The 22,939-nt window shown below is 76.0% G+C and carries 14 protein-coding genes; 8 read left to right on the forward strand and 6 right to left on the reverse strand.

The genetic code is table 11. From position 1 onward, the window contains the following. Positions 1-11 precede the first annotated feature (11 nt). Together ACFY2K_RS32550 and ACFY2K_RS32555 are read left to right on the forward strand one after the other, a co-directional pair. Entirely contained in the window at positions 12-221 is a 210-nt protein-coding gene (locus ACFY2K_RS32550) for a ferredoxin (protein ID WP_387716259.1), read from the forward strand. Positions 222-653: 432 nt separating this feature from the next. Then, positions 654-2,108 carry a DHA2 family efflux MFS transporter permease subunit gene (locus ACFY2K_RS32555; protein WP_375893167.1) on the forward strand — a complete coding sequence of 485 codons (1,455 nt, stop codon included), beginning with the start codon at positions 654-656 and terminating at the stop codon, positions 2,106-2,108. Between the two features lie 103 nt (positions 2,109-2,211). On the opposite strand, the gene ACFY2K_RS32560 is transcribed toward ACFY2K_RS32555, so the two are convergent. The 3 genes from ACFY2K_RS32560 to ACFY2K_RS32570 all read right to left on the reverse strand — a co-directional run bounded on the left by ACFY2K_RS32560 (position 2,212) and on the right by ACFY2K_RS32570 (position 6,011). Next, the gene (locus ACFY2K_RS32560) at positions 2,212-3,204 is read right to left on the reverse strand and encodes an aldo/keto reductase (RefSeq protein WP_380593555.1); all 993 of its coding nucleotides are present in this window, start codon (positions 3,202-3,204) and stop codon (positions 2,212-2,214) included. 162 nt (positions 3,205-3,366) lie between these two features. Continuing rightward, a complete protein-coding gene (locus tag ACFY2K_RS32565; RefSeq protein ID WP_380528064.1) occupies positions 3,367-4,149 on the reverse strand; it encodes a BTAD domain-containing putative transcriptional regulator in 783 nt (260 codons plus the stop codon). 155 nt (positions 4,150-4,304) lie between these two features. Beyond that, a complete protein-coding gene (locus ACFY2K_RS32570; protein WP_380643070.1) occupies positions 4,305-6,011 on the reverse strand; it encodes an AAA family ATPase in 1,707 nt (568 codons plus the stop codon). A 335-nt stretch (positions 6,012-6,346) separates the two neighbouring features. On the opposite strand from ACFY2K_RS32570, the gene ACFY2K_RS32575 reads away from it, so the two are divergent. From ACFY2K_RS32575 to ACFY2K_RS32595, 5 genes are all read left to right on the forward strand, one after another. Further along, the gene (locus ACFY2K_RS32575; RefSeq protein ID WP_387716262.1) at positions 6,347-7,213 is read left to right on the forward strand and encodes a 2-oxo acid dehydrogenase subunit E2; all 867 of its coding nucleotides are present in this window, start codon (positions 6,347-6,349) and stop codon (positions 7,211-7,213) included. Then, positions 7,210-8,298: an alpha/beta hydrolase gene (locus ACFY2K_RS32580; RefSeq protein ID WP_387716266.1), complete on the forward strand. Its 1,089-nt coding sequence runs from the start codon at positions 7,210-7,212 to the stop codon at positions 8,296-8,298. The genes ACFY2K_RS32575 and ACFY2K_RS32580 overlap by 4 nt, the downstream gene beginning before the upstream one ends. Before the next feature lie 127 nt (positions 8,299-8,425). Further along, positions 8,426-9,265 (forward strand): BTAD domain-containing putative transcriptional regulator, encoded by an 840-nt coding sequence (locus ACFY2K_RS32585; RefSeq protein ID WP_380643066.1) that lies wholly within the window; start codon positions 8,426-8,428, stop codon positions 9,263-9,265. Beyond that, positions 9,262-10,074: a thioesterase II family protein gene (locus tag ACFY2K_RS32590; RefSeq protein ID WP_380528045.1), complete on the forward strand. Its 813-nt coding sequence runs from the start codon at positions 9,262-9,264 to the stop codon at positions 10,072-10,074. The genes ACFY2K_RS32585 and ACFY2K_RS32590 overlap by 4 nt, the downstream gene beginning before the upstream one ends. Positions 10,075-10,237: 163 nt before the next feature. Next, positions 10,238-11,023 carry a hypothetical protein gene (locus ACFY2K_RS32595; RefSeq protein ID WP_387716269.1) on the forward strand — a complete coding sequence of 262 codons (786 nt, stop codon included), beginning with the start codon at positions 10,238-10,240 and terminating at the stop codon, positions 11,021-11,023. A 56-nt stretch (positions 11,024-11,079) separates the two neighbouring features. Here the strand turns inward: ACFY2K_RS32595 and ACFY2K_RS32600 are convergent, their stop codons facing one another. Both ACFY2K_RS32600 and ACFY2K_RS32605 read right to left on the reverse strand, forming a co-directional pair. After that, positions 11,080-11,502, reverse strand: a complete 423-nt coding sequence (locus ACFY2K_RS32600; protein ID WP_375893181.1) for a RidA family protein — start codon at positions 11,500-11,502, stop codon at positions 11,080-11,082. Positions 11,503-11,550: 48 nt separating this feature from the next. Then, on the reverse strand, positions 11,551-12,225 hold the full coding sequence (locus ACFY2K_RS32605; RefSeq protein ID WP_387716271.1) for an HD domain-containing protein: 675 nt from the start codon (positions 12,223-12,225) through the stop codon (positions 11,551-11,553). 71 nt (positions 12,226-12,296) lie between these two features. Here ACFY2K_RS32605 and ACFY2K_RS32610 point away from each other — a divergent pair, with 71 nt between their 5' ends. Next, on the forward strand, positions 12,297-13,283 hold the full coding sequence (locus ACFY2K_RS32610; protein ID WP_380528028.1) for a GlxA family transcriptional regulator: 987 nt from the start codon (positions 12,297-12,299) through the stop codon (positions 13,281-13,283). A gap of 48 nt (positions 13,284-13,331) precedes the next feature. Here ACFY2K_RS32610 and ACFY2K_RS32615 read toward each other — a convergent pair whose 3' ends face one another. Continuing rightward, a complete protein-coding gene (locus ACFY2K_RS32615; protein WP_387716274.1) occupies positions 13,332-22,937 on the reverse strand; it encodes an SDR family NAD(P)-dependent oxidoreductase in 9,606 nt (3,201 codons plus the stop codon). Positions 22,938-22,939 lie beyond the last annotated feature (2 nt).

Raw genomic sequence — 22,939 nt, forward strand, 5'->3', positions numbered from 1 at the left:
GCGGGGCCGGGGTGCGAATCTCCACCGACCGGGACCGCTGCATCGGCGCGGGCCTGTGCGTGCTGACCGCGCCGGACGTCTTCGAGCACGACGACGACGGGCTGGTGACCCTGCTGGAGCCCGAGCCCGCGGCCGAGCGGGAGCAGGACGTCCGGCTCGCCCACCAGCTCTGCCCGGCCCGGGCCCTGACCGTGGAGGCCGCCCGACCGGAACCGTCCTGAGCGGGCAGGACCTAAAGCCGCCGGGAACCCTCCCGACTCCCGGCCGGCGGGGCGTCTCCGCAGGTCACCGATGCCCGACCGGCGGCCGGGCGCCCCGCCGAAGGCCGTCGGCCCGCATTCCGGGCCGACGGCCTTAACGGTGTCTAAGGGGTGATGGCCGCCGACCCTGACTTGTTTATACGCTCTTTCAGCACGCCGGTTCTCTGAACGCCCGTTCTCAGGAAGCCGGTTCCGGGACGCCGGTGCTCAGAACGCCGGCCCTTCCGGTACGCCGACCCATCCCATGTGACGGCCTCCCGGGCCGGGGGCCTCTTACCACTCGCCGCTCCGCCGGAATTCCACCCGCCGCATTCCGCGGCCACGGGGCGCCACGCGAAATCGCGACCGCCCCCGCCTCCGTTTTCTCCTCCCCTGCTATCGCTAAGGACTGAAATGACGCAATCGGCCGAGAATCGGTTGGACGGTCCGCTGGTCAAGCTGATCGTCGTCATGGCGCTCGCATCGGTCACCGCGACGCTGAACGCGACCATCGTCGGCGTCGGACTGAGCCCGCTGGCCGACAACTTCCACACCACGCTCACCACGGCCGAATGGGTCATCACCGGCTACCTGCTGGCGGTGGCCGCGACCATCCCGGTGACCGGCTGGGCGGTGGACCACTTCGGCGGCAAGAAGGTCTGGGTGTTCGGCCTGGTGCTCTACACCGTGACGGCCGTCGCCTCGGCGCTGTCCTGGAACATCGGCGCGCTGGTGACCTTCCGCATCCTCCAGGGCGTGGCGGCCGGCATCATCGAGCCGGTCATGATGACGCTCACCGCCCGCGCGGCCGGCCCGGCCCGGCTGGGCAAGGTGATGGGCCTGCTGGCACTGCCGATGACCCTCGGCCCGGTGATCGGCCCGATCCTCGGCGGGGTCATCGCGGACAACCTGCACTGGAGTTGGCTGTTCCTGGTGAACGTGCCGATCGTGCTGGCGGCGCTGGTGTTCTCGTTCAAGGTGGTTCCCGCCGACGTCCCCGCCGAGGGCGAGCGTGCGACCTTCGACGTGCTCGGCACCGTGCTGCTGAGCCCCGGCTTCGCCGTCCTGGTGTACGGGCTGTCGCAGACGGCCCACGAGGGCTTCGGCTCCCCCACCGTGCTGGTGTCGCTGCTGGTCGGGGTGGCGCTGGTGGCCGGCTTCGTGGTGCACGCGCTCACCACCCGCCGCACCCCGCTGATCGACGTGCGCCTGCTCGCCAACAAGGGCTTCACGGCCGCGGTCGTGGCGATGGCGCTCACCGGCGCGGCGGTGTTCTCGCTGTACGTCCTGCTGCCGCTCTACCAGCAGCAGGTGCACGGGCAGAGCCTGATGGCCAGCGGGCTGCTGCTGGCGCCCTTCGGGGTCGGCACCTTCCTCGGGATGCCGCTGGCCGGGCGGCTCAGCGACAAGGTCGGCGCCAACCTGCTGGTACCGGTCGGCGCCGCGCTGGTGGTGCTCGGCACCCTGGGCAACGCGCTGTCCTCCGGGACCACCGGCCAACTGGTGCTCGGACTCTACGCGTTGGTCTCGGGCCTCGGCCTGGGCTGCGTCGGCGCGCCCACGCTCGCCTCGCTCTACCGGACCGTGCCGCTGGAGAAGACCTCGGGGGCGACCAGCACCATGCTGTCGCTGAACCAGGTCGGCGGCTCCTTCGGCGTGGCCCTGGTCGCGCTGCTGGTCCAGCGCGGGGTCGCGAACGGCGACTCGGTCCGGGACGCGTACTCCACCGCCTTCTGGTGGGAGCTGGCGATGACCGCGGTCATCGTGGCCGTCGGCCTGCTCCTGCCCGGCCGGCCCAAGGCCTTCGCGGCCGCCCCGGTGCTGGAGGAGGTCAGCCCGCAGGACAGCGGCGAGCCGGTGGCCTCCTGACCGGCGGACAGCGGCGCGCACCGGACGGGCCCGAGGGTCCGTCCGGTGCGCGCGGGTTCGTGCGGTGGGTGCGGTGGGTGCCGTAGGTGCGGTCGGCCGCCGGTCAGCGGTCGACGAACTGCCGGCTGAACTCGGTGAGCCGGTCACCGGCGACCTGCCCGGCGGGCACCGCGGCCTCGATCGCCGCCAGTTCCTCCGCGCCGAGGGCGAGCGTCGCGGCGGCGAGGTTCTCCTCCAGGTGGTCGATCCGTCGGGTGCCCGGGATCGGGACCACGTCCTCGCCCCGGTGGTGCACCCAGGCCAGCGCCAACTGACCGACGGAGACGCCGAGTTCGATGGAGAGCGGTTCCAGCCGGTCGACCAGCGCGAGGTTGCCCGGGAAGTTCTCCGGGGTGAACCTCGGCTGGGCGACCGTCCGGAAGTCGGTCGGCCCGAACACCTCGGCGGCCCGGTAGCGCCCGGTGAGCAGGCCCCGGCCGAGCGGCGCGTTCGGCACGATGCCGATGCCCAACTCACGCGCCAGCGGCACGACTTCGGTCTCCAGCTCGCGGGAGAACAGCGACCACTCGGTCTGCACGGCAGCCAGCGGGTGCACGGCGTGGGCGCGGCGGATGGTCTCCGGGGCCGCCTCGGAGAGCCCGATGTACCGCACCTTCCCGGCCCGGACGAGCTCGGCCAGCGCGCCGACCGTCTCCTCGATCGGCACCGAGGGGTCGATCCGGGCCGGGTAGAAGAGGTCGATGTGGTCCAGCCCGAGCCGCTCCAGCGAGGCGTCGGCGGCCTGCCGCACGTAGGCGGCGTCGCCGCGCACCGCCTGCCCGATCCCGTCGCCGGTGCGCAGCACCCCGAACTTGGTGGCCACCACCGCCTCGTCGCGCCGGCCGGCCACCGCCCGGCCGACCAACTCCTCGCTCAGGCCGTGCCCGTAGACGTCGGCGGTGTCGATCAGGGTGACCCCCAGGTCGAGCGCCCGACGGATGGTGGCGACGGCCTGCTCGGGATCGGTCGGGCCGTAGAACTCGCTCAGGCCGAGGGCGCCGAGCCCCTGGGCACCGACTTCCAGACCGCCCAGGCGGCGGGTGGGGACATCGTTCACTCGAATCGCTCCGTCATCGCTCGGGGTTCCGGTACTGCCTCCCCCAAGCGTGCCGAAGGGGGCTAAACCACACCCAAACGGTGGCGGGGCGGTTCCGGTGGCGGAGCAGTGCCGGTGACGGGGCGGTGCCGGTGACGGGGCGGTGCCGGTGACGGGGCGGTGTCAGGCCCGTACGGCCGCGGGCGTCCGCCGGGCCGGGCCCTCGCCGCGCACCTCCAGGATGGTGCGCTGGAGGTTGCGCAGCCAGCAGCCCGGCTCCAGGCCGAGCTCCCGGTTGAGCGTGTCGCGGGCGGAGTGGTAGACGCCCAGGGCCTCGGCCTGCCGGCCCGAGCGCCACAGGGCCAGCATCAGCTGGGCGTAGAAGCTCTCCTGCAACGGGTGCTCGCGGATCAGGCAGCGCAGCTGGGAGACCACCTCGCGGTCCCGGGAGAGCATCAGCTTGGACTCCACCAGCAGTTCGCTGCACTCCAGTTGGAGCTCCTGGAGCCAGGCCGCGAAGGTGTTGACCACCGGACCGGCCTGCAGCCCGGCCAGCACCGGGCCGCGCCACAGGGCGACGATCCGCTCCAGCAGCTCGCAGGCCTCCTCGTACCGCCGCTCGCGCATCATCGCCCGGGCGGTCGGCAGCTGCTCCTGGAGGGCCTGGAAGTCGACGGCCCGCGGCGGCGTCCACAGGACGTAGCCGGGCGCCCGGGTGATGACCGGATCGGGCTCGCCGGGGCGGGTCAGCAGCTTGCGCAGCTGCGAGACGTACACGTAGACGGCGTCCCGGGCGCGCTGCGGCGGATCGGCGGGCCACAGCTCGCGCACCAGGTCGTCCACCGAGACCACCTGGCCCATCCGGGCGAGCAGGACGGCCAGCACCGTCTCGGTCTTGCGGGACGTGATGACGACCTGGCCGTCCGTGTCGCCGACCCTGAGCGGGCCGAGTACCTCGTACCTCACCGGTGCTCCTCCTCCGCGCTCACCCTGCCCACCGCCCTCCGCGCCGTGCGCACCGGCGCGACCGTGGCCGGCGGCCGTCCAGCGCCTCAACAGCCCCTGGTGGACGGCTATTCCCGGAGGCCGGTCCGGGCCCGGGCGGGCCCGGACCGGCCCGGTCACGACGCCCGGCGGTGCTCCTCGACCACCAGGCGGACCAGCGCCGCGCGGGAGCCGATGCCCAACTTCCGGTAGGTACGGGCGATGTGCACCTCGACGGTACGGGCGCTCAGCCCGAGCCGGTCGGCGATCTCGCGGCTGCGCAGCCCGGTGCCGGCGAGTTCGGCGATCTCCCGTTCCCGCCCGGTGAGCAGGTCCAGGGTCGGGCTGCCGTACGGACCGGCCCCGGTCGGCCCGCCGGTCGGCCCGCCGGTCGCGGGCGGCGGGGCGCCGCCCGGCGGACGGCCGGACCCGGCCCGGTCGGCCCCGTCGGGGCGGTCCTCGCCGCCCAGCCGCACGGTGGCCTCGGTGAGCAGGGCGCGCGATCCGGTGCGGGCCGCCATCTCGTCCGCCGCGGCCAGCAGTTGGCCGGCGACCCGGTCGTCGGCCGGGCCCCCGCGGCCGAGCGCGGTGAGGGCCGCGCCGAGCCAGTGCCCGGCCAGTTCGGTGTCCCCGGTGCGCAGCGCCGTACGGGTGGCCGCGGTGAGCACGGCCGCGTCCCGCGGGTCCAGCCCGGGGGTGGCCCGTTCGATGTGCGGGGCGAGCCGGTCGGCGGGGGCGCCGCGGGCCGTGAGGAGCTCGATGGCCCGGCGGTGGGCGTCGGCGCGCCAGCAGCTGTCGGCGCCGTCGTAGACCAGCCAGCGCACCAGCGGGTGCCGGAACCCGCTGTGCGGGCTGCCGGCGAGCGGTCGCAGCAGGTCGAGCCGGCGCAGTTCGTCGAGGATCCGGCAGGCCTCGTCCTGAGTGGTGCCGGCGACCGCGGCGACCCCGTGCGGGTCCAGCTCGGTGCCGAGCACCGCGGCGGCCGCGAGGACGAGCCGCTGGCGCGGGCCGAGGACGGCGAGTTCGGTCACCAGGTGGCGGGCCAGCCGGTCGGGCAGGGCGGCGTCCGGCGGCAGGCCCCGCAGGTCCGCGAGCGAGCCCTCGGGGCGGCCGGAGAGCCGGCCCGGGCAGACCCTGGCGAGGGCCAGCAGGTAGAGCGGGTTCCCGTGGGCGTCCCGGTGCAGGGCGCGCGTCCGGGGGTCGGTGGCGGGCAGGTCGAGCAGTTCGGCGGCCCGGGCCAGGTCGAGCCGGCCGAGCTCGATCCGGCGGGTGGTGCCGAGCTGGCTGCCGCGGGCCAGGCCCGCGAGCAGCCCCTGCGGGGCCTGCCGGGGCCGGTGGGCGACCACCAGCGCGAGCGGGGCGCGCACCGGCCAGCGGATCAGCCGGTCGAGCAGCGCGAGCGAGCCGGGGTCGGCCGCGTGGACGTCGTCCAGCACGATCAACAGGCCCCGGCAGGTGTGCTGTTCGAGCAGCGCGCAGAGGCGCTCCGGGACCGGGCAGCCGCCCGCCGGGTCCACCGACCCGGCGATCCGGCGCATCACCGCGAGCAGTTCGTCGCGCAGCCCGGCCCGGTCGGCGAGGCCGATCCAGGCGCGCAGGACCTGCACGAACAGGCTGCCGGCCATGCCCTGTTCGGCCGGGTCGGCCAGGGCGCGCAGCACGGTGAAGCCGCGGGCGGCGGCCTCCTCGGCGAGCGCGGTGAGCAGGCGGGACTTGCCGCTGCCCGGGTCTCCGGCGAGCTCCACCACCTGCTGCCGGCCGTTGGCCACTTCGTCGAGGACGGACTGGAGTTGGTTCAGTTCGGCGCGTCTGACGGTGTCCGTGCGGGCACGGTCGCGGGTCACGACGCGGGTCTCTCGGGCCTCTCGATCGTCCCGGGCTTCTCGGGCTTCGCGGATGTCTCGGGTCTGCTGGACTGCGATCACGGTTGCTGCCCCTTCCCCCTCCCCCGTGGCGGGCGGAACTGGCGGATCCCCCCAACCTCGGTCGATCGTAGCTTCGAACACCGATCAACTGGCCGGACGAAACAAGGATTTCACGATTCCCGCGACCGCTCCGGCGACCGCTGCGGAGCTCGCGTTTCAGAACCTGTTTGGCGCCGTGCGCCAGGCTCGGCCCCTCCACCGGTCCGGCCCGTGACCACCGACCGACCGGACCGATCCGACCCGAGGGGCCCGCCATGACCAGTCCGACCGGAGCCGATCCGCGGCTCGCACCGCCGCCGCGCGAACGGCGGCACACCCTGTACTTCCTGGAGGCGATCCGGGACTTCTCCCCGGTCTTCCTGGACACCGAGGTGGACGCCACCCGGCTGCTCGCCGACCGGGCCGCGGCCCGCGCGGCCGGACAGCGCCGCTCGGTGGTCGGCTACCTGCTGGTGGCCGCCGGCGGGGTGCTGGCCCGCCACCCGGCGGCCAACTCCGCCTACCGGGGCGGCCCGCGCCCCCGGGTGGCCGCGTTCCCCACGGTGTCCGGCAAGGTCACCCTGGACCGCACCCTCGGCGGCACCCGGGTGGTGCTGTCCACCGTCGTCCCCGAGCCGCACACCGCCGGCCTCGCCGAGGTGCAGCGCCGGCTGGACCGGGTGCTGGACGGCGACCCGGCCGAGCTCCCCGAGTTCGCCGGCATCCGCGCCCTGCACCGGCTGTCCTGGCTGCGCGGCCGCCTGCGGTTCGCCCGCGCGGCCCGCGACCTGCGGCTGCGCCCGCTGATCACCGGCACCTTCGCGGTCACCTCGCTCGGCCACCGGCCGGTCGACGGCTTCCACTCGGTGGGCGGCACCACCGTCACCCTGGGCGTCGGCCGGATCGTCGAGCGCCCCGTGGTCCGGGACGGCGCGATCGTCGCCGCACCGGTGTTCCGGCTCAGCCTGGCCTTCGACCACCGGGTCATCGACGGCGCGGAGGCGGCGGACGTCCTGACCGAGATCCGGGCCGCACTGGAGGAGTGGCCCGCTCCCGGGGACGACGGAGCGCCGCGCGGGGCGACGGGCGAGGCGACAGCCGGTCAGGCCGGCACGCCCGTCCCTTCGGAGGCAACGGCATGACCGGCCGCCCCCCGGCGAACGACCTCGCCGAACTCAAGCAGTTCGTGGTGGCCCAGGCGACCTCCCAGGGCATCACCCCCGACCGGTACGGGGCCGTGCTGGACGGTGTCGTGGACGACGGCGACGGCGGCCCCGGCTCCTGGGTGCGCCGCTGGACCGAGGCGGGCGACCGGCTGGAACGCGAGGGCAGGCTGCTGGAGGCCGGCCGCTACTACACGATGGCCCGCTTCCCCTACCCGTCCGGCTCGGCCCGCCGGGAGGCCGAGGAGCGCGCCCGGGACGTGTTCGCCCGCTGGGCCGCCGACTTCCCCGGCATCGAACGGATCGAGGTGCCCACCCCGGCCGGCCCGGTCGCCGCCTGGGCGGGCGGGCTGTCGGCGGAGCAGCCGCGACCGCTGCTGCTGATGTCCGGCGGGATCATCAGCCTCAAGGAGCAGTGGGCGCCGGTCCTGCTCCAGCTGGCCGAGTTCGGCCTGGCCGGGGTGGTCACCGAGATGCCGGGCGTCGGCGAGAACCCGCTGCCGTACGACCTGACGGCGCCCGCCCTGCTGCCCGCCGTCCTGGACGCCGTCGCCGACCGCGCCGACACCGCGCGGACGTACGCGCTGGCGCTCAGTTTCAGCGGCAACCTGGCGCTGCACGCCGCGCTCGGCGACCCGCGCATCCGCGGCGTGGTCGGCGCCGGCCTGCCGGTGCACGACTTCTTCACCGACCGGGCGTGGCACGCCACCGTTCCCCGGGTCACCGTGGACACCCTCGCCCACCTCGCCCGCACCGACGCCGGCTCGGTGTTCGACGCCCTCGCCCCGCTCGCCCTGGACCCGGACCGGCTGAGCGCCGTCGACGTCCCGGTCGCCCTGGTCGCCAGCGCCCGGGACGAGATCATCCCGCCCTCCGACACCGACCGGCTGCGGCGCTCGCTGCGCAGCCTGCGCCTGCGGGTGCACGACGACGTGCACGGCTCGCCCCGGTTCTTCCCGCAGACCCGGCTGTGGACGCTGCTCACGGTGCTGCGGATGAGCGGCGGCCCGCTGGACCGCCGGCTCGCCCTCGGCGCCGAACTGCGCGCGCTGGACCGGCGCTAGCGACGGGCGGCAGGGAACGGAGGAGCGGCACCGGGGCCGTCCGCACGTACGTACGTAGTTCCGCTGATGCGCGGACGGCCCCCGTGGGACACCCTGAGCCGGACGACACGCCCTCAGGAGGCCCACGGTGAGATACCAGTTGCTCGGAAGCCTGCACGTCACCACGGAGCACGGCACCTCGGCCGTCAAGGCCCGGAACATGGAGGTGCTGCTCGCGACCCTGCTGGTCCGCGCCAACGAGGTGGTGCCCGTCCCGCAACTCGGCTTCGAGATCTGGGGGGACGCCCCGCCCCGACGCCACCTGGCGGCGATCCACGTCTACATCTCGCGGCTGCGCAAGCTGCTCGCCGACGGCCGCCCGGAGAGCGCCATCGTCACCCAGTCCCCCGGGTACGTGCTGCGCCTCGGCCCGGAGGACCGGCTGGACTCCGACGACTTCCAGCACCTGATGCAGACCGGACGGGCCGCCGCCCGGGACGGCCGCACCGAGCAGGCCGCCGCCGCCTTCGAGGAGGCCCTCGCCCTGTGGCGCGGCCCCGCGCTCGGCGACCTGCGCTCCGGGCCGGTCCTGGAGGGCTTCACCACCTGGGCCGAGGAGGCCCGGCTGGAGTGCGTCGGCATGCACGTCGAGACCGGCCTGGCCACCGGGCGCCACCGCGAACTCATCGGCCGGCTCTACTCCTTGGTCGCCGAGCACCCGCTGCACGAGGCCTTCCACCGGCAGCTGATGATCGCCCTCTACCGCTCCGAGCGGCAGGCGGACGCCCTGCGGGTGTACCGCGCGGCCCACCGCACCATCACCGCCGAACTCGGCATCGAGCCCGGACGGGCGCTGCGCGAGGTGCAGCGGGCGATCCTGCTGTCCGACCGGCGGCTCGACCTGCTCCGCCCGCAGTGGGGCGAGCGCTCCGGGCCCGCCGAGTCGGGCGACCAGGCCGACCGGACCGAACGGCGGGCGGCGGCGTGAGCGCCGCGGCCGCTTCCGTCGACAGTTCCCTGTGGGTACGCCGGTTCAGTGCCCCCGGCACCCCTCGCATCCCCGACCCGGCCGACCCGGCCGGCTCGGCCGACCCGCCGTTGCGCCTGCTCTGCCTGCCGCACGCCGGCGGCTCGGCCTCGGTCTTCCGACCCTGGGCCGCCGCGGCCGGGCCGGACGTCGAGGTGCTGGCCCTGCAGTACCCGGGCCGTCAGGACCGCTACCGGGAGCCCGCCGTCGCGGACCTCACCCGGCTCGCCGACCTGGCCGCGCCCGCCGTCCGGGCCGCCGTGGGCGACGGCCGCTACGCCCTGTTCGGCCACAGCATGGGCGCCCTGCTGGCCTTCGAACTCACCCGCCGACTGGAACGCGACGGCCGCGCCCCGGAGTTGCTCACCGTCTCCGGCCGCCGCGCCCCCTCCACCCGGCGCGACGGCGAGTACGCCCACCTCACCGACGACCGCTCCCTCGCCGCCCACCTGCGGGACCTCAGCGGAACCGACCCACGGCTGCTCGCGGACGAGGAGGCCCTCCAGATGATCCTGCCGGCCGTCCGCGCCGATCTCGCCGCCGTGGGCGGCTACTTCGCCGGCCCGGAGGTCACCGTCGCAACCCCGGTCCTCGCCCTGATCGGCGACGCCGACCCCTGGGTCACCCCCACCGAGGCCGCCGCCTGGCAGCGCCACACCACGGCCGCCTTCGAGCTCGGGATCCACCCCGGCGGCCACTTCTACCTCGACGGACGCCGGCAGGAACTCCTCGCCCTCCTCGACGACCGCCTCACCACGGCCCGCCGCTGACCGCCCACCGCGCCCCGCCGGAGTGGGAAGTCGACCCCGCCGACTTCCCACTCCGGCTTCCGCCGTTCCCGCCAGAGCCGGGAGCCGGGAGCCGGGAGCCGGAGGCTTCTCCCCGAGCAGAAACCCGGCTGACAACCGCTGATGACTCCGCGACCATCAGGCGATGACCACAGAACCGCATCGGCTGTCCCTCCGCATCGTCGTGCCACCACTCGGAACCAGGGCCGGCGCCGAATGCCGACCGGTCGTCGACGGGCGGGACGTCCTGACCGACGTGTTCGACGAGGGGCCCGCAGAGGATCCTCGCTACCTGGTGGGCCCGAGCGCGCCGCTGCATGCGACCGACGTCCCTCGTGAGGTTCGGCTGGCCGAGGCCGGGTGCACCGAAGGGTGCTGCGGTGCGGTCTACGTGACGATCAGGCGCGAAGGGCAGCACGTGGTCTGGAGCGGCTGGCGCAACCCGGTCACCGAGGAGGTCGATCTCCCGGAGTTCCGCTTCGACGCCGGTCAGTACGAGGCGGAGATCCACCGGGCCACGACGGACCGCAGCTGGGAGTGGCCGGCCCGAACGGTCGCCCGACTGCTGGAAGAGCGGCTCCGGGAGCACACCGACTGGCCGGCGGCGTGGGACTGCGAGCTGGACGGCGTCTCCGCCTGGCCCTGGGAACCCGACCGGATCACCGTCTTCCTGTTCCATCCCGGCCGGTCCGCGATCAGGGAGGGCCGCCCCTGGCTCCAGTTCAGGATGACCGTTGCGATCTCCGGAGACGACCCGGCCGACCAGGCCGAACGCCTTGAGGCGCGCCTCACGGCCGAGGATCCCCGCGAGGCCGCCGAGGTCTGCGGAGGTTCGAAGGCGTTCGCCGACCAGCTCGGCTACCCCTGGCCCGACCGTCGACGACGCGCTCGGACCGCGGGCGACGCCGGGGAGGCAGCACGCCGGGAATAGGGGCTCTCCGCCGGTGGCGGGCTCCTGGGCCCGGGAGCGGGCCCAGGAGTGCGGGGCTACCGGGGTGCGGCGGGGTACGCGGCGGTCGCGCGGATCTCGACGAGGAGTCCCGGGCTGGCGAGGCCGCTGACCCCGATGATCGTCCAGGTCGGGTAGGGGGCTTCGACGAGGCGCCGCTTGGCCTCGACGAAGCCGGGCAGGTGCTGGTGGATGTCGACGTGGTAGCTGGTGACGTCGACGAGGGCGGACATGTCGAGGCCCTCCAGCCGGAGGATCTCCTCGATCTTCCGGAGGGCGATCCCGGTCTGCTCCTCGATCCCGTCCGGAATGGTTCCGTCGGCGCGGCGGCCGATCGTTCCGGCGATGAACAGGAGGCCGTGGGCGCGGACCGCGGCGGAGTAGCCGAAGCTCGCGAAGGCGCTGGTGGTCTGCCCGAAGACTGCGTTGTCCTCGGGGACCTCGACGGTGTGGACGGTCATGGCGGTGCTTGCCCTTCCTCGGTGACGGGAGTGGTGGGTCCGGTGGGGTCAGTCGCGCCAGCGGGACGAGCGGCCGGTGTGCTCCAGCCGGGTCCGGCCGAAGGTCTCGCGTTCGCGCAGGAGTTCGCCGGGGATCGTGTACCGGGGTGCGTTCCCGGGGTCCTTCGCGGCCTGCGCGACGATCGCGTCGGTGAGGGCGCGGATCATGTCCAGCCGCGGGTAGGCGGCGTGCACGGCGTCGGCCTGCTCGTCGGTGACGGCGTCGAGGTGGTCGGTGCCCGGTGAGCGGCCGAAGTCGAGGGCGACGCCCTCGCGGACGAGCAGGCACAGCGTGCCGCGGCGTTCCGCGATGCCCGGGGAGGTGTGCAGGGCGATGGCCTGCCAGACCTGGTCGGCTTCGGCGGCGGGGACCCCGCGGTCGGTCAGGAAGGCGGCCGCCCGGTCGGCGCCTTCGACCTCGAACCGCTGGCTGTGCGGGCCGTCCGCCGCCACGCCGAGGTCGTGCATCGCGCACGCGGCGAACAACAGGTCGTCCTGGTAGTCGTGGCCGGCGGCCAGGCCGAGGCGGTCGGCCACCAGCCGGGCGAACAGGTAGCTGCGGATGCTGTGGTTGAAGACGGACGGCGTTTCCACCGGCCGGATGAGGTTCACGACGGCGTCGGCGAGCGGTGTGCCGGGCAGCGTGATCAGGTCGGCGGTCGCCTCGTGGGTGGGTCCGGTCATGGGCTCAGCCTGGCCGCGACGCCCCTGACCTGGTGAGAGGCAAAATTTCCATACTTCGCTAGGATCCTGCCATGACGGTGCATCGAGTCGCGGTCCTGGCGCTGGACGGGGTCACCCCGCTCGACCTGGCGATCCCGGCGCAGATCTTCTCCAGCCGGCCGGAGACCCCCTACGAGATGACCCTGTGCGCGCCCACCGCGCGGGTGGCCACCAGTGCGGGCTTCGCCCTGGTCGCCGACGGGGGTCTGGAGCAGGTGCGGGCCGCCGACACCGTGGTCGTGCCGGGATTCGAACCGCTCCTCCCGTTGCCGGACGCCGTGCTCGACGTCCTGGCCGAAGCCCATGGCCGGGGCAGGCGCGTGGTGTCGATCTGCACGGGCGCCTTCGCACTGGCCGCGGCGGGCGTCCTGGACGGGCTGCACGCCACCACCCACTGGAAGCACATCGACGAGTTCGAGCGGGGCTTCCCGGCCGTCACGGTCGACCGCGACGTGCTCTACGTCGACGAGGGCGACGTGCTCACCTCGGCCGGGGTGTGCTGCGGCATCGACCTGTGCCTGCACATCGTGCGCCGCGACCTGGGGGCGGAGGCGGCCAACCGGATCGCCCGCGCTCTGGTCGCCGCCCCCCACCGGGACGGCGGGCAGGCCCAGTACGTGCCGGCTCCCGTCGCGGTGGCCGGTGAGGCCTCGCTCTCCGGCACCCGGGGCTGGGCCCTGCACCGGCTCGGCGAGCCGCTCACGCTGCGCGTGCTCGCCCGGCACGCGGGCCTCTCGCAGCGCACCTTCATGCGCCGGTTCACCGAGGAGACGGGCACGACCCCGTTGCAGTGGCTGCTCAACGCCCGGATCGGCCGGGCACGGGAAATGCTGGAGACCACGGAGCGCTCGGTGGACCAGGTGGCGCGGGACTGCGGGCTGGGCACGGCGGCCAACCTGCGGCTGCACTTCCGACGCACCCTGGACACCACCCCCACCGCCTACCGCCGCACCTTCACCCGCTCGACCCCACACGGTCCGGCCGGTTCACCGGCGGCCCCGTGCGCGACTGCGGGATGAGAGCGGGAAGAACCCGGCGCCAGCCGGAGTCGGGCCCTTCCCCCTTGGCTACAGGCCGAGTTGACGGTCAATCAGGTCGAACAGGGCGTCGCCGTCGGCCTCCTCCAGTCGGTCGGTGAAGTCGGCGTCCGGCTTCGCCGCGCGGGCGGCGCGGACCTGGTCGAGGGCTGCTTGGAGCCGGGCCGCCAGCTGGTCCAGTTCGCCTGCTCCGGCTGCCCCGGCCGTCAGTTCGGCCAGGGCCGCCTCGACCTGGGCGAGACCGGCCGGCCCGGTGCGGTCCTCCGCCGGGGTCACCAGGGCGGTGAGATGGCGGGCCAGGGCGGCGGCGGTGGGGTGGTCGAACAGCAGCGTGCTGGGCAGTCGCAGCCCGAGCAGGGTGCCCAGGCGGCCGCGCAGTTCCACCGCGGTCAGCGAGTCCAGGCCCAGGTCCAGCAGCCCCCGCTCCACCGGTACGGCGGCCGGGTCGGCGTGGCCCAGGACCTCGCCGACCGAACGGCGCACCAGGTCCAGGACGGCCCGGCCGCGTTCCTGCGGGGGGAGCCCGGCGAGCACGTCCCGGCCTTCCGGAAGGGCGGGGGCCGGAAGGGCGGGGGCCGGAAGGGCGGGGGCCGCCGCCGGGGCGGCGCCCGTCGGCCGGGAGCCGAGCAGCTCGCGCAGGGCGGCCGCCGGTCCGGTGCCGGGCCCGCCGGCCCCGGGTGCCGCCAGCCGGGCCGCGATCGCCACCGGACGGCCGGCCGCCAGGGCCTCGTCCAGCAGCCCGAGGGCGCTCGCGGCGGGCAGCGGGGCGATCCCGGTCCGGGCGATCCGGGCCCGGTCGGCCGCGCTCAGGGCCTCCCCCATGCCTTCGCCCTCCCACAGGCCCCACGGGAGGGACAGCGCGGGCAGGCCGAGTTCGTGGCGGTGCCCGGCGAGGGCGTCGAGGAAGGAGTTCGCGGCGGCGTACGAGCCCTGCCCGGCCGTCCCGAGCACTCCGGCGACCGAGGAGAACAGCACGAAGGCGTGCAGCGGCAGTTCCCCGGTCGCCTCGTGCAGCGCCCAGGCGCCGTCGACCTTCGGCCGCAGCACGGCGGCGACCCGCTCCGCCGTCAGGCCCTCGACCAGCCCGTCGTCCAGGACGCCGGCGGCGTGCACCAGCCCGGTGACCGGAAGGCCGTCCGGCGCCTGCGCCAGCGCGGCCCGTACGGCCTGCGGATCGGCCACGTCGCCCGCGACCGGGACCGCCACGGCCCCCAGGGCCGCCAGTTCCTCCGCCAGCCCGGGCGCCACCCGCCCGCTCCGGCTCATCAGCACCAGCCCGCGCACCCCGTGCGCCGCCACCAGGTGCCGCACCAGGACCGCTGCCAGCGCGCCGGACGCGCCGGTGACCAGGACGCTCCCGGGACCGAACGCCCCGGTCGCGCTGGTCGCGCCGGTCGCGCCGGCCTGTGCGGCTCCAGCAGCCGCCGCTGTCAGGCGCGGGGCCAGGATCCGCCCGGCCCGCAGCAGGAGGTGCGGTTCGTCCTCGGGCCAGGCCACGGCGGGAAGTTCCGCGAGTCGGTCGGCCGGGAGGTCGGTGTCCACCAGCAGGACGCGGCCGGGGTGTTCGGCCGCGGCGGAGCGGACCAGCCCGCCGGCCGCCGCCGCGGCGAGCGCCGCCGGGCCGCCCGCGGCCGCGGCGGGCAGGACGACGACGAGGCGCGAGGCCTCGTACCGGCGCCCGGTCAGCCAGGTCCGCAGGGCGGTCAGGGCCCAGCCGGTGGCGTGGGCCACCTGCTCGGGCACGGGACGGTCCGCCGGGAGCGGTGGCAGGGGCAGCAGGACGACCGGCGGCACCGGGCCGGTCAGGTCGGCCGGGCTCTCCACCAGGGCCGCCGGGCGCGGGGCCGCCGGGAGGGCGAGCGGGCGGGTGCCGGGGACGAGCAGCGGGTCGGCGGGGCGGGCGGCACCGAACCGCCCGGCCGGGACCTCGGCGAGTTCGAGGGCGGCCGCGTGCAGCAGCGGGGCGCCCTCGGCGTCGTAGAGGGTCACGGCGGCGCGGTGCTCCCCGTCCGGCGCGATCCGGGCCCGCAGCGCTCCGGCGGGGACGGCCCGGTACGAACGGACCTCGCGCCAGGCGGCGGGCAGTCGCAGGGTGGTGCGCCCGTCGGACGGCAGTCCGGCGTGGGCCCAGGGGTGGAGGGCGGCGTCCAGGGCCGCGGGCGGCACGGCGAAGCGCCGGTCGCCGTCCCTGGCTCCTTCGGCGGGGCCCGCGAGTGCGGCCCACAGGGTGCCGTCGGGCTGCTGCCAGGCGGCGGTGACGGTGCGGAAGGCGCCGCCGTAGCCGAGGCCGTGGGCGTCGAGGGCGGCGTACAGCTCCTCGGCGCCGACCGGCCGGGCGCCGGGCGGCGGCCAGCTGCCCGCGGGCGGAACCGGCGCCGTCGGGGCGGGCGCCGTCGGGGCGGGCGCGAGCACGCCGGTGGCGTACCTGGTCCAGGGCTCCTCGGCGGCGCCGTCGGGCCGGGCGTGGATGCGCACGGCCCGCTCGCCGGCGTCGTCCGCCCGGTCCAGCGCGACCTGGAGCCGCAGCGCTCCGTCGGCCGGGAGCAGCAGCGGGGCCTCCAGGTCGAGGGCGGCGACCACGGGCAGCCCGGCGGTGCGGCCCGCGTGCAGGGCGAGGTCGAGCAGGGCGGTCGCGGGCAGCACGGTCGCGCCGGCCACGGTGTGCCCGGCGAGCCAGGGGTGCTCGCGCCGGTCCAGGCGGCCGGTGAGGACCGTCCCGGTGCCGTCGGCGAGGTCGACGGCGGCGCCGAGGAAGGGGTGGCCGGCGGTGCTGAGCCCGGCGGCCCGCACGTCGCCCGCGGGGGCCGGGGCGTCGAGCCAGTGCCGGGTGCGCTGGAAGGGGTAGGTCGGCAGGCCGGGGTGCGGGGCCCCGGCCGCGCCCAGCACGGCGGGCCAGTCGACGCTGCCGCCCGCGGTGTGCACGGCGGCGACGGCCCGCAGCAGGGTGGCCGCCTCGCCGCGCCCGCGCCGCAGCACCGCCGCCGTGACGGCGGGCGGGTCCTGCGGGTCCTGCCGGTGCTGCGGATCCCGAGGGCTCTCCGGGTCCTGCGGCCCTTCGGCCAGCACGTCCTCGACCAGGGCGGTCAGCAGGGTGTCCGGCCCGATCTCCAGGTAGCGCACGGTGCCGAGCCCGCGCAGCGCCCGGACGCCGTCGGCGAACCGGACGGTCCCGCGCACGTGACGGGCCCAGTAGTCGGGCGAGGCGGTCTCCTCCGGACCGGCCGGGCGGCCGGTCAGGTCGGAGACGAACGGGACGGTCGGACGGCCGAAGGCGAGACCGCCGAGGGCGGCCCGGAAGTCGTCCAGCATCGGGTCCATCAGCGGGGAGTGGAAGGCGTGGCTGACGGTCAGCCGGCGGGCCTTGGCCCCCGTCGCGGCGAGCCGGGCGGCGACCGCGAGCACGGCGTCCTCCTCGCCGGAGACGACGGTGGCCCGCGGACCGTTGACGGCGGCCACCGAGACCCGCTCGGTGTACCCCTCCAGCGCGGCGAGGACCTCCGGCTCGGAGGCCCGGAAGGAGAGCATGGCGCCCTCGGCGGGCAGCGCGTCCATCAGCCGGCTGCGCGCGGCGACCAGGGCGACGGCGTCCGCCAGGGTGAGCACCCCCGCGGTGTGGGCCGCGGCGACGGCGCCGATCGAGTGCCCGAGCACGGCGTCCGGCCGCACCCCCCAGTGGGCGAGCAGCCGCACCAGGGCGAACTCCACCGCGAACAGAGCGGGTTGGGTGTAGGCGGTGCGGTCCAGCAGGCCGGTGTCCTCGAACAGGACCTCCCGCAGCGGCCGTTCCAGGTGCGGGGTGAAGGCCGCGCACACCTCGTCGAGGGCGGCCGCGAACTCCGCATGGGTCGCGTACAACTCCTTTGCCATGCCGACGCGTTGGCTGCCCTGACCGGTGAAGACGAAGGCCGTCCGACCGCCCCGGGCGGCGGCGCGCAGCAGGCCCGGGGAGTCCGTCCCGGCGGCCAGCGCCCGCAGCCCGTCGAGCAGTTCGGCGCGGGAGCCGCCGACCACCGCCGCGCGCTGCTCGAAGGCCGTCCGGGTGGCGGCCAAGGCGGCGCCCGCAGCGGCGAGTTGCTCCTCGGGCAGGTCGGCGGCGAAGGCCAGCAGCCGCTGCGCCTGGTCGCGCAGCGCCGGTTCGGTGCGCGCCGACACCGGCCAGGCCACCGGCGCGGCGGGCTCGGTCGCAGCGGTAGCAGTGGTCCCAGCCGGCACGGTGGTGTCCGGCGCCTGCTCCAGGATCACGTGCGCGTTGGTGCCGCTGATCCCGAAGGAGGACACGCCCGCCCGGCGCGGCCGGTCGAGCTCCGGCCACTCCCGTGCCTCGGCGAGCAGTTCCACCGCGCCGGCCGTCCAGTCCACGTGCGGCGAGGGCGCGTCCAGGTGCAGGGTCGCGGGCAGCCGGCCGTGCCGGATGGCCTCGACCATCTTGATCACGCCCGCCACGCCCGCCGCCGCCTGGCTGTGGCCGATGTTCGACTTGATCGAGCCCAGCCACAGCGGGTGCCCGGCCGGGCGCCCCTGCCCGTACGTCGCCAGCAGGGCCTGGGCCTCGATCGGGTCGCCGAGGCGGGTGCCCGTCCCGTGCGCCTCGACCGCGTCCACGCCGTCCGCCGTCAGCCGGGCGGCGGCCAGCGCGGCCCGGATCACCCGCTGCTGGGCGGGGCCGTTCGGCGCCGTCAGGCCGTTCGACGCGCCGTCCTGGTTGACGGCCGTGCCCCGCACCAGGGCCAGCACCGGATGCCCGTTGCGGCGGGCGTCGGAGAGGCGCTCCAGGACGAGCACGCCCGCGCCCTCGGCCCAGCCGGTGCCGTCGGCTCCGGCCGCGAAGGGCTTGCAGCGCCCGTCCGGGGCCAGCCCGCGCTGGCGGCTGAACTCGACGAAGGTGGCGGGGGTGGCCATCACGGTGACGCCGCCGGCCAGGGCGAGGGTGGCCTCGCCGCTGCGCAGCGCCTGGGCGGCCAGGTGCAGCGCGACCAGCGAGGAGGAGCAGGCGGTGTCCACCGTGACGGCCGGGCCCTCCAGTCCGAGCGCGTAGGAGACCCGGCCGGAGGCGACGCTGCCGGCGCTGCCGCTGACCAGGTAGCCCTCGTAGCCCTCCGGCGCCTCGGGCGCCTGGCTGAGCCGGGAGCCGTAGTCGTCGTACATCACGCCGACGAAGACGCCGGTCCGGCTGCCGCGCAGCGCGCCCGGGTCGATGCCGGCCCGCTCGACGGCCTCCCAGGCGGTTTCCAGCAGGATCCGCTGCTGCGGGTCGGTGGCCAGCGCCTCGCGCGGGCTCATGCCGAAGAAGGCGGGGTCGAAGTCGGCGGCGTCGTAGAGGAACCCGCCCTCGCGGGCGGCGGACGTGCCGGGCCGCTCCTGGTCCGGGTGGAAGAGCCGGTCCAGGCGCCAGCCCCGGTCCTCGGGGAACGGGCCGACCGCGTCGACCCGGTCGGCGACCAGCTGCCACAGCTCCTCGGCGGAGCGCACCCCGCCGGGGTAGCGGCAGCCGATTCCGACGATGGCGATCGGGTCGTCGGCGGCCTCGACCGGCGGCTCCGCCGACCGATTCGCCGACCGGTCCTCCGCCCGGTCCTCGCCGACGCCGGGGACCGACGGCAGCAGCGCGTCGCCCAGGTGGGCGGCCAGCGCCGCCGGGCTCGGGTGGTCGAAGACCAGGGTGCTGGAGAGTGCCAGGCCGGTGGTCGCGTTCAGCCGGTTGCGCAGGTCGACGGCGGCCAGCGAGTCGAAGCCCTGCTCGGTGAAGGAGCGGTCCTGCTCGACGGCCTGCGGTCCGCCGTGCCCGAGCACCGCGGCAGTGGCGGTGCGGACCAACTCGACCAGCAGCAGGGCGCGTTCGGACTCCGGCAGGGCCGCGAGGCGGTCCGCGAGCGGGGTCGCGCCCGGCCCGGCTGCCGCCGGGGCGGGCGCCGCGCGGCGCGGGGCCGGGCGGTCCGGGCGGGCCAGGCCGCGCAGCGGCGCGGGCAGGACGGTGCCGCTCGCCGTGGCCGTGGCGAGGTCCAGCCGGACCGGGGCGAGCAGCGACTGCGGCGAGCCGAGCGCGTCGTCCAGCAGGGCGAGCGCCTCGGCCGGGGGCAGCGGGGCGATGCCGGTCCGGGCCAGCCGGGCCAGGTCGGTGGTGGACAGCCGGCTCCCCATGCCGTCGCCGTCCCACAGCCCCCAGGCCAAGGAGAGCCCGGGTAGGCCCAGTTCGCGCCGGTGGGCGGCGAGCGCGTCGAGGAAGGAGTTGGCGGCCGCGTACGGGCCCTGGCCTGCGGTGCCGAGCAGTCCGGCGACCGAGGAGAACAGCACGAAGGCGTGCAGCGGCAGTTCCCCGGTCACCTCGTGCAGCGCCCAGGCGCCGTCGGCCTTGGGCCGCAGCACGGCGGCGACCCGCTCCGCCGTGAGGCCCTCGGTCACGCCGTCGTCGACCACGCCGGCCGCGTGCAGCACGGCGGTGATCGGCAGCCCGGCGGGCGCCCGGTCCAGCGCGGCCCGTACGGCCCGGGGGTCGGCGACGTCGGCGGCGACGGTCGCCACGGCGGCCCCGGCCGCCGTCAACTCCTCGACCAGGCCCGGCTCCACGCTGCCGCGGCGGCTGAGCAGGAGCAGGCCCCGGACGCCGTGGGAGTGCACCAGGTGGCGGGCCACCGTCGCACCGAGCGCCCCGGAGGCCCCGGTGAGCAGGACGGTTCCCGCCCCGAGGTCCGGTTGCCGGTCGGAGGTTTCGGCCCTGGTCAGCCTGGGGCGAAGCATCCTTTCCTGACGGACCGCCAGCTCGGGCTCCTCGTCGAACCGGAGGAGGTCCGGCGTCACCCGTTCGCCCTCCCCGGCGTCCAACAGCGCCACCCGGCCCGGGTGTTCGGCCGCCGCCGAGCGGAACAGGCCCCGCACCGAGGCGGCGGCCAGATCGCGCACCGGTTCGTCGGCGCCGGTCGTGACGGCGCCCCGGGTGAGCAGGACCAGCCGGGAGCCGGCGGTGCGCGGCTCGGCCAGCCACTCCTGGAGCACCGGCAGCAGGGGCCGGACGGCGGCGTGGGCGGCCTCCGCCGGGGAGCCGGCGTCGGCCGGGGTGGCGTACGGGATCAGGACGGTCGACGGCACCGGCTCCGGGAGCTCGGCGAGCGCGGTCACCGGGGTCGCGGCGGGCAGCAGGTCGAGGTCCGGCCGCTGCCCGGCCGGGACGAGGACGGCGACCGCGGCGGCGGCCGGATCCGTGAACGGGACGGGCGGTACGGACGGCGGCGGAGGCACGGGCTCCCAGGAGAGCGCGTACAGCGAGCGGTCGGCGACGGTCCGCAGGCTGCGGGCCAGCGCCTCGCGGGTGACCGGCCGCAGGTCGAGCCGGGCGACCTCGGCCAGCGGCGCGCCCTGGGCGTCGGCGAGGACCAGCCGGTAGCCGCCGTCGGTCGGTCGCAGCGCGACCCGGGCCGCGGTGGCGCCCGTGGCGTGCACGGAGACACCGTGCCAGGCGAAGGGCAGCAGCAGTACGGACTCCGCGCCCGCGGCGCGGCCGTACCGGGCGAGCGGGTGGAGGGCGGCGTCCAGCAGCGCCGGGTGCAGCCCGTACGCACCGGCCTCGGCCGCCGGGCCCTCGGGCAGCTCGACCTCCGCGAAGAGCGTGCCGTCCGCGGCCCGCCAGGCGGAGCGCAGGCCCTGGAAGGCGGGGCCGTAGCGGTAGCCGTCGGCGGCGAGCTCCGGGTACAGGGCGTCCGTGTCCAGGGGTGCGGCGCCGACCGGGGGCCAGACCCGCACGGCGGCGAAGTCGGCGGAGTCGGCGAACCCTGGTGCTCCCTGGGCCTCCGGGGCGAGGGTTCCGGTGGCGTGCCTGGTCCAGGGGGCGTCCCCGTCCCCGACCGGCCGGGTGTGCACGGCCAGCGCGCGCGAGCCGTTCGGGTCGGACGGGTCGGACGGACCGACCGCGAGCTGGAGTTGCAGGGCGCCCTCGGCGGGCAGCGGCAGCGGGGACTCCAGGGTCAGTTCGGCCAGGTGCGGGGCGCCGACGCGCTGCCCCGCCCGGAGCGCGAGCTCGACCAGGGCGGCTCCGGGCAGCAGTGGGGTGCCGAGGATCTCATGCTCGGCGAGCCAGGGCAGCGCGGCCGGGGACAGCCGGCCGGTGAGCACCAGGCCACCGCTGTCCGGGAGTTGCAGTTCCGCGCCGAGCAGCGGATGGTCGGCCTGGTCGAGGCCCACCTCACGCGGGTCCGCCGGGGTGGCGTCGGCGTCGAGCCAGTAGCGCCGGTGCTCGAACGGATAGCCGGGCAGCTCCGGCGTGTCGGCGATGCGGCCGGTCACCCCGGTCAGGGCCGGCCAGTCGACGGCCGTCCCGGTGACGGCCAGCCGGGCCAGGGCGGTCGCCACGGCCCGCGCTTCGGGTCGGTCCCGGCGCAGGGCGGCCGCAGCGGCCACGGGTGCGTCCGCGCCGAGGGCCGCCTCGACCAGCGGGGTGAGGACGGCGTCGGGGCCGAGTTCCAGGTAGCGGGTGACGCCCTGCTCGTGCAGCGTCTGCACGACGTCGTGGAAGCGCACCGCCGAACGGATGTGCCGCGCCCAGTACGCCGGGTCCGCGAACTCCTCCGCCGTGGCCAGGCCGCCGGTCAGGTCGGAGACCACCGGCAGCAACGGCTCCGCGAACACCACCCCGCCCGCCACCCGCGTGAACTCCTCCAACACGCCGTCCATGTGCGGCGAATGGAACGCATGACTGACCGTCAGCTGCTTGACCCTGCGCCCGCGTTCACGCCACCGCCCGGCCAGCTCCAGCACCGCGCCGTCGTCGCCGGAGAGCAGCACCGAACGTGGCCCGTTCACCGCCGCCAACGACACCGACCCCTCCAGGCCCACCAGTTCGGCCAGCACCTCCCCCTCCGTGGCCTCCACCGCCACCATCGCCCCACCCGAACGCGCCGACCCCATCAACCGGCCCCGGGCCGCCACCAACACCGCAGCATCGTGCAGCGAGAACGCACCCGCCACGAACGCCGCCACCACCCCGCCGATCGAATGCCCGGCCACCACATCCACCGACACACCCGCCGACACCGCCAACCGGTACAGCGCCACCTCCACCGCGAACAACGCCGGCTGAGTGAACTCCGTACGGTCCAGCAACTCCCCGCCCTCGAACACCACCTCCCGCAACGACCGCCCCAACAACGGATCGAACGCCGCGCACACCTCGTCGAACGCCGCCGCGAACACCGGGAACGCCCCGTACAACCCACGCCCCATACCCGACCACTGACTACCCTGACCCGTGAACACGAACGCCGTACGGCCACCGGGCGCGACCCGGCCGTGCAGCACGGCCGCGCTCTCCTCATCCGAGGCGAACTTCGCCAGTGCGTCCAGGAGTTCGGCACGGTCGGCGCCGAGCAGGACGGCCCGGCGCTCCAGCGCACCACGCGTCCGGGCGAGCGCGAGGCCCAGGCGGGCCGGGTGCAGTTCCGGGCGGTCCTGAGCGAAGGCCAGCAGTCGTACGGCCTGGGCGCGCAACGCCGTGTCGGTACGCGCCGACAGCGGCCAGGCCACCACCCCCGACGGCTCCACCACCTCCTCCGAAGACAGCGCGACCTCCGGCGCCTGCTCCAGGATCACGTGCGCGTTCGTCCCACTGATCCCGAAGGACGACACCCCCGCCCGACGCGCACGACCCACCT

Origin of the sequence: Kitasatospora sp. NPDC001309, from assembly GCF_042896295.1 — a bacterium.
Taxonomy (GTDB): domain Bacteria; phylum Actinomycetota; class Actinomycetes; order Streptomycetales; family Streptomycetaceae; genus Kitasatospora.

Excerpts from the sequence above, each read along its gene's own strand:
- ACFY2K_RS32555 (WP_375893167.1), top strand. The coding sequence starts at position 654 with ATGACGCAATCGGCCGAGAATCGGTTGGACGGTCCGCTGGTCAAGCTG.
- ACFY2K_RS32575 (WP_387716262.1), top strand. The coding sequence starts at position 6,347 with ATGACCAGTCCGACCGGAGCCGATCCGCGGCTCGCACCGCCGCCGCGC.
- ACFY2K_RS32580 (WP_387716266.1), top strand. The coding sequence starts at position 7,210 with ATGACCGGCCGCCCCCCGGCGAACGACCTCGCCGAACTCAAGCAGTTC.
- ACFY2K_RS32595 (WP_387716269.1), top strand. The coding sequence starts at position 10,238 with ATGACCACAGAACCGCATCGGCTGTCCCTCCGCATCGTCGTGCCACCA.
- ACFY2K_RS32600 (WP_375893181.1), bottom strand. The coding sequence starts at position 11,502 with ATGACCGTCCACACCGTCGAGGTCCCCGAGGACAACGCAGTCTTCGGG.
- ACFY2K_RS32605 (WP_387716271.1), bottom strand. The coding sequence starts at position 12,225 with ATGACCGGACCCACCCACGAGGCGACCGCCGACCTGATCACGCTGCCC.
- ACFY2K_RS32610 (WP_380528028.1), top strand. The coding sequence starts at position 12,297 with ATGACGGTGCATCGAGTCGCGGTCCTGGCGCTGGACGGGGTCACCCCG.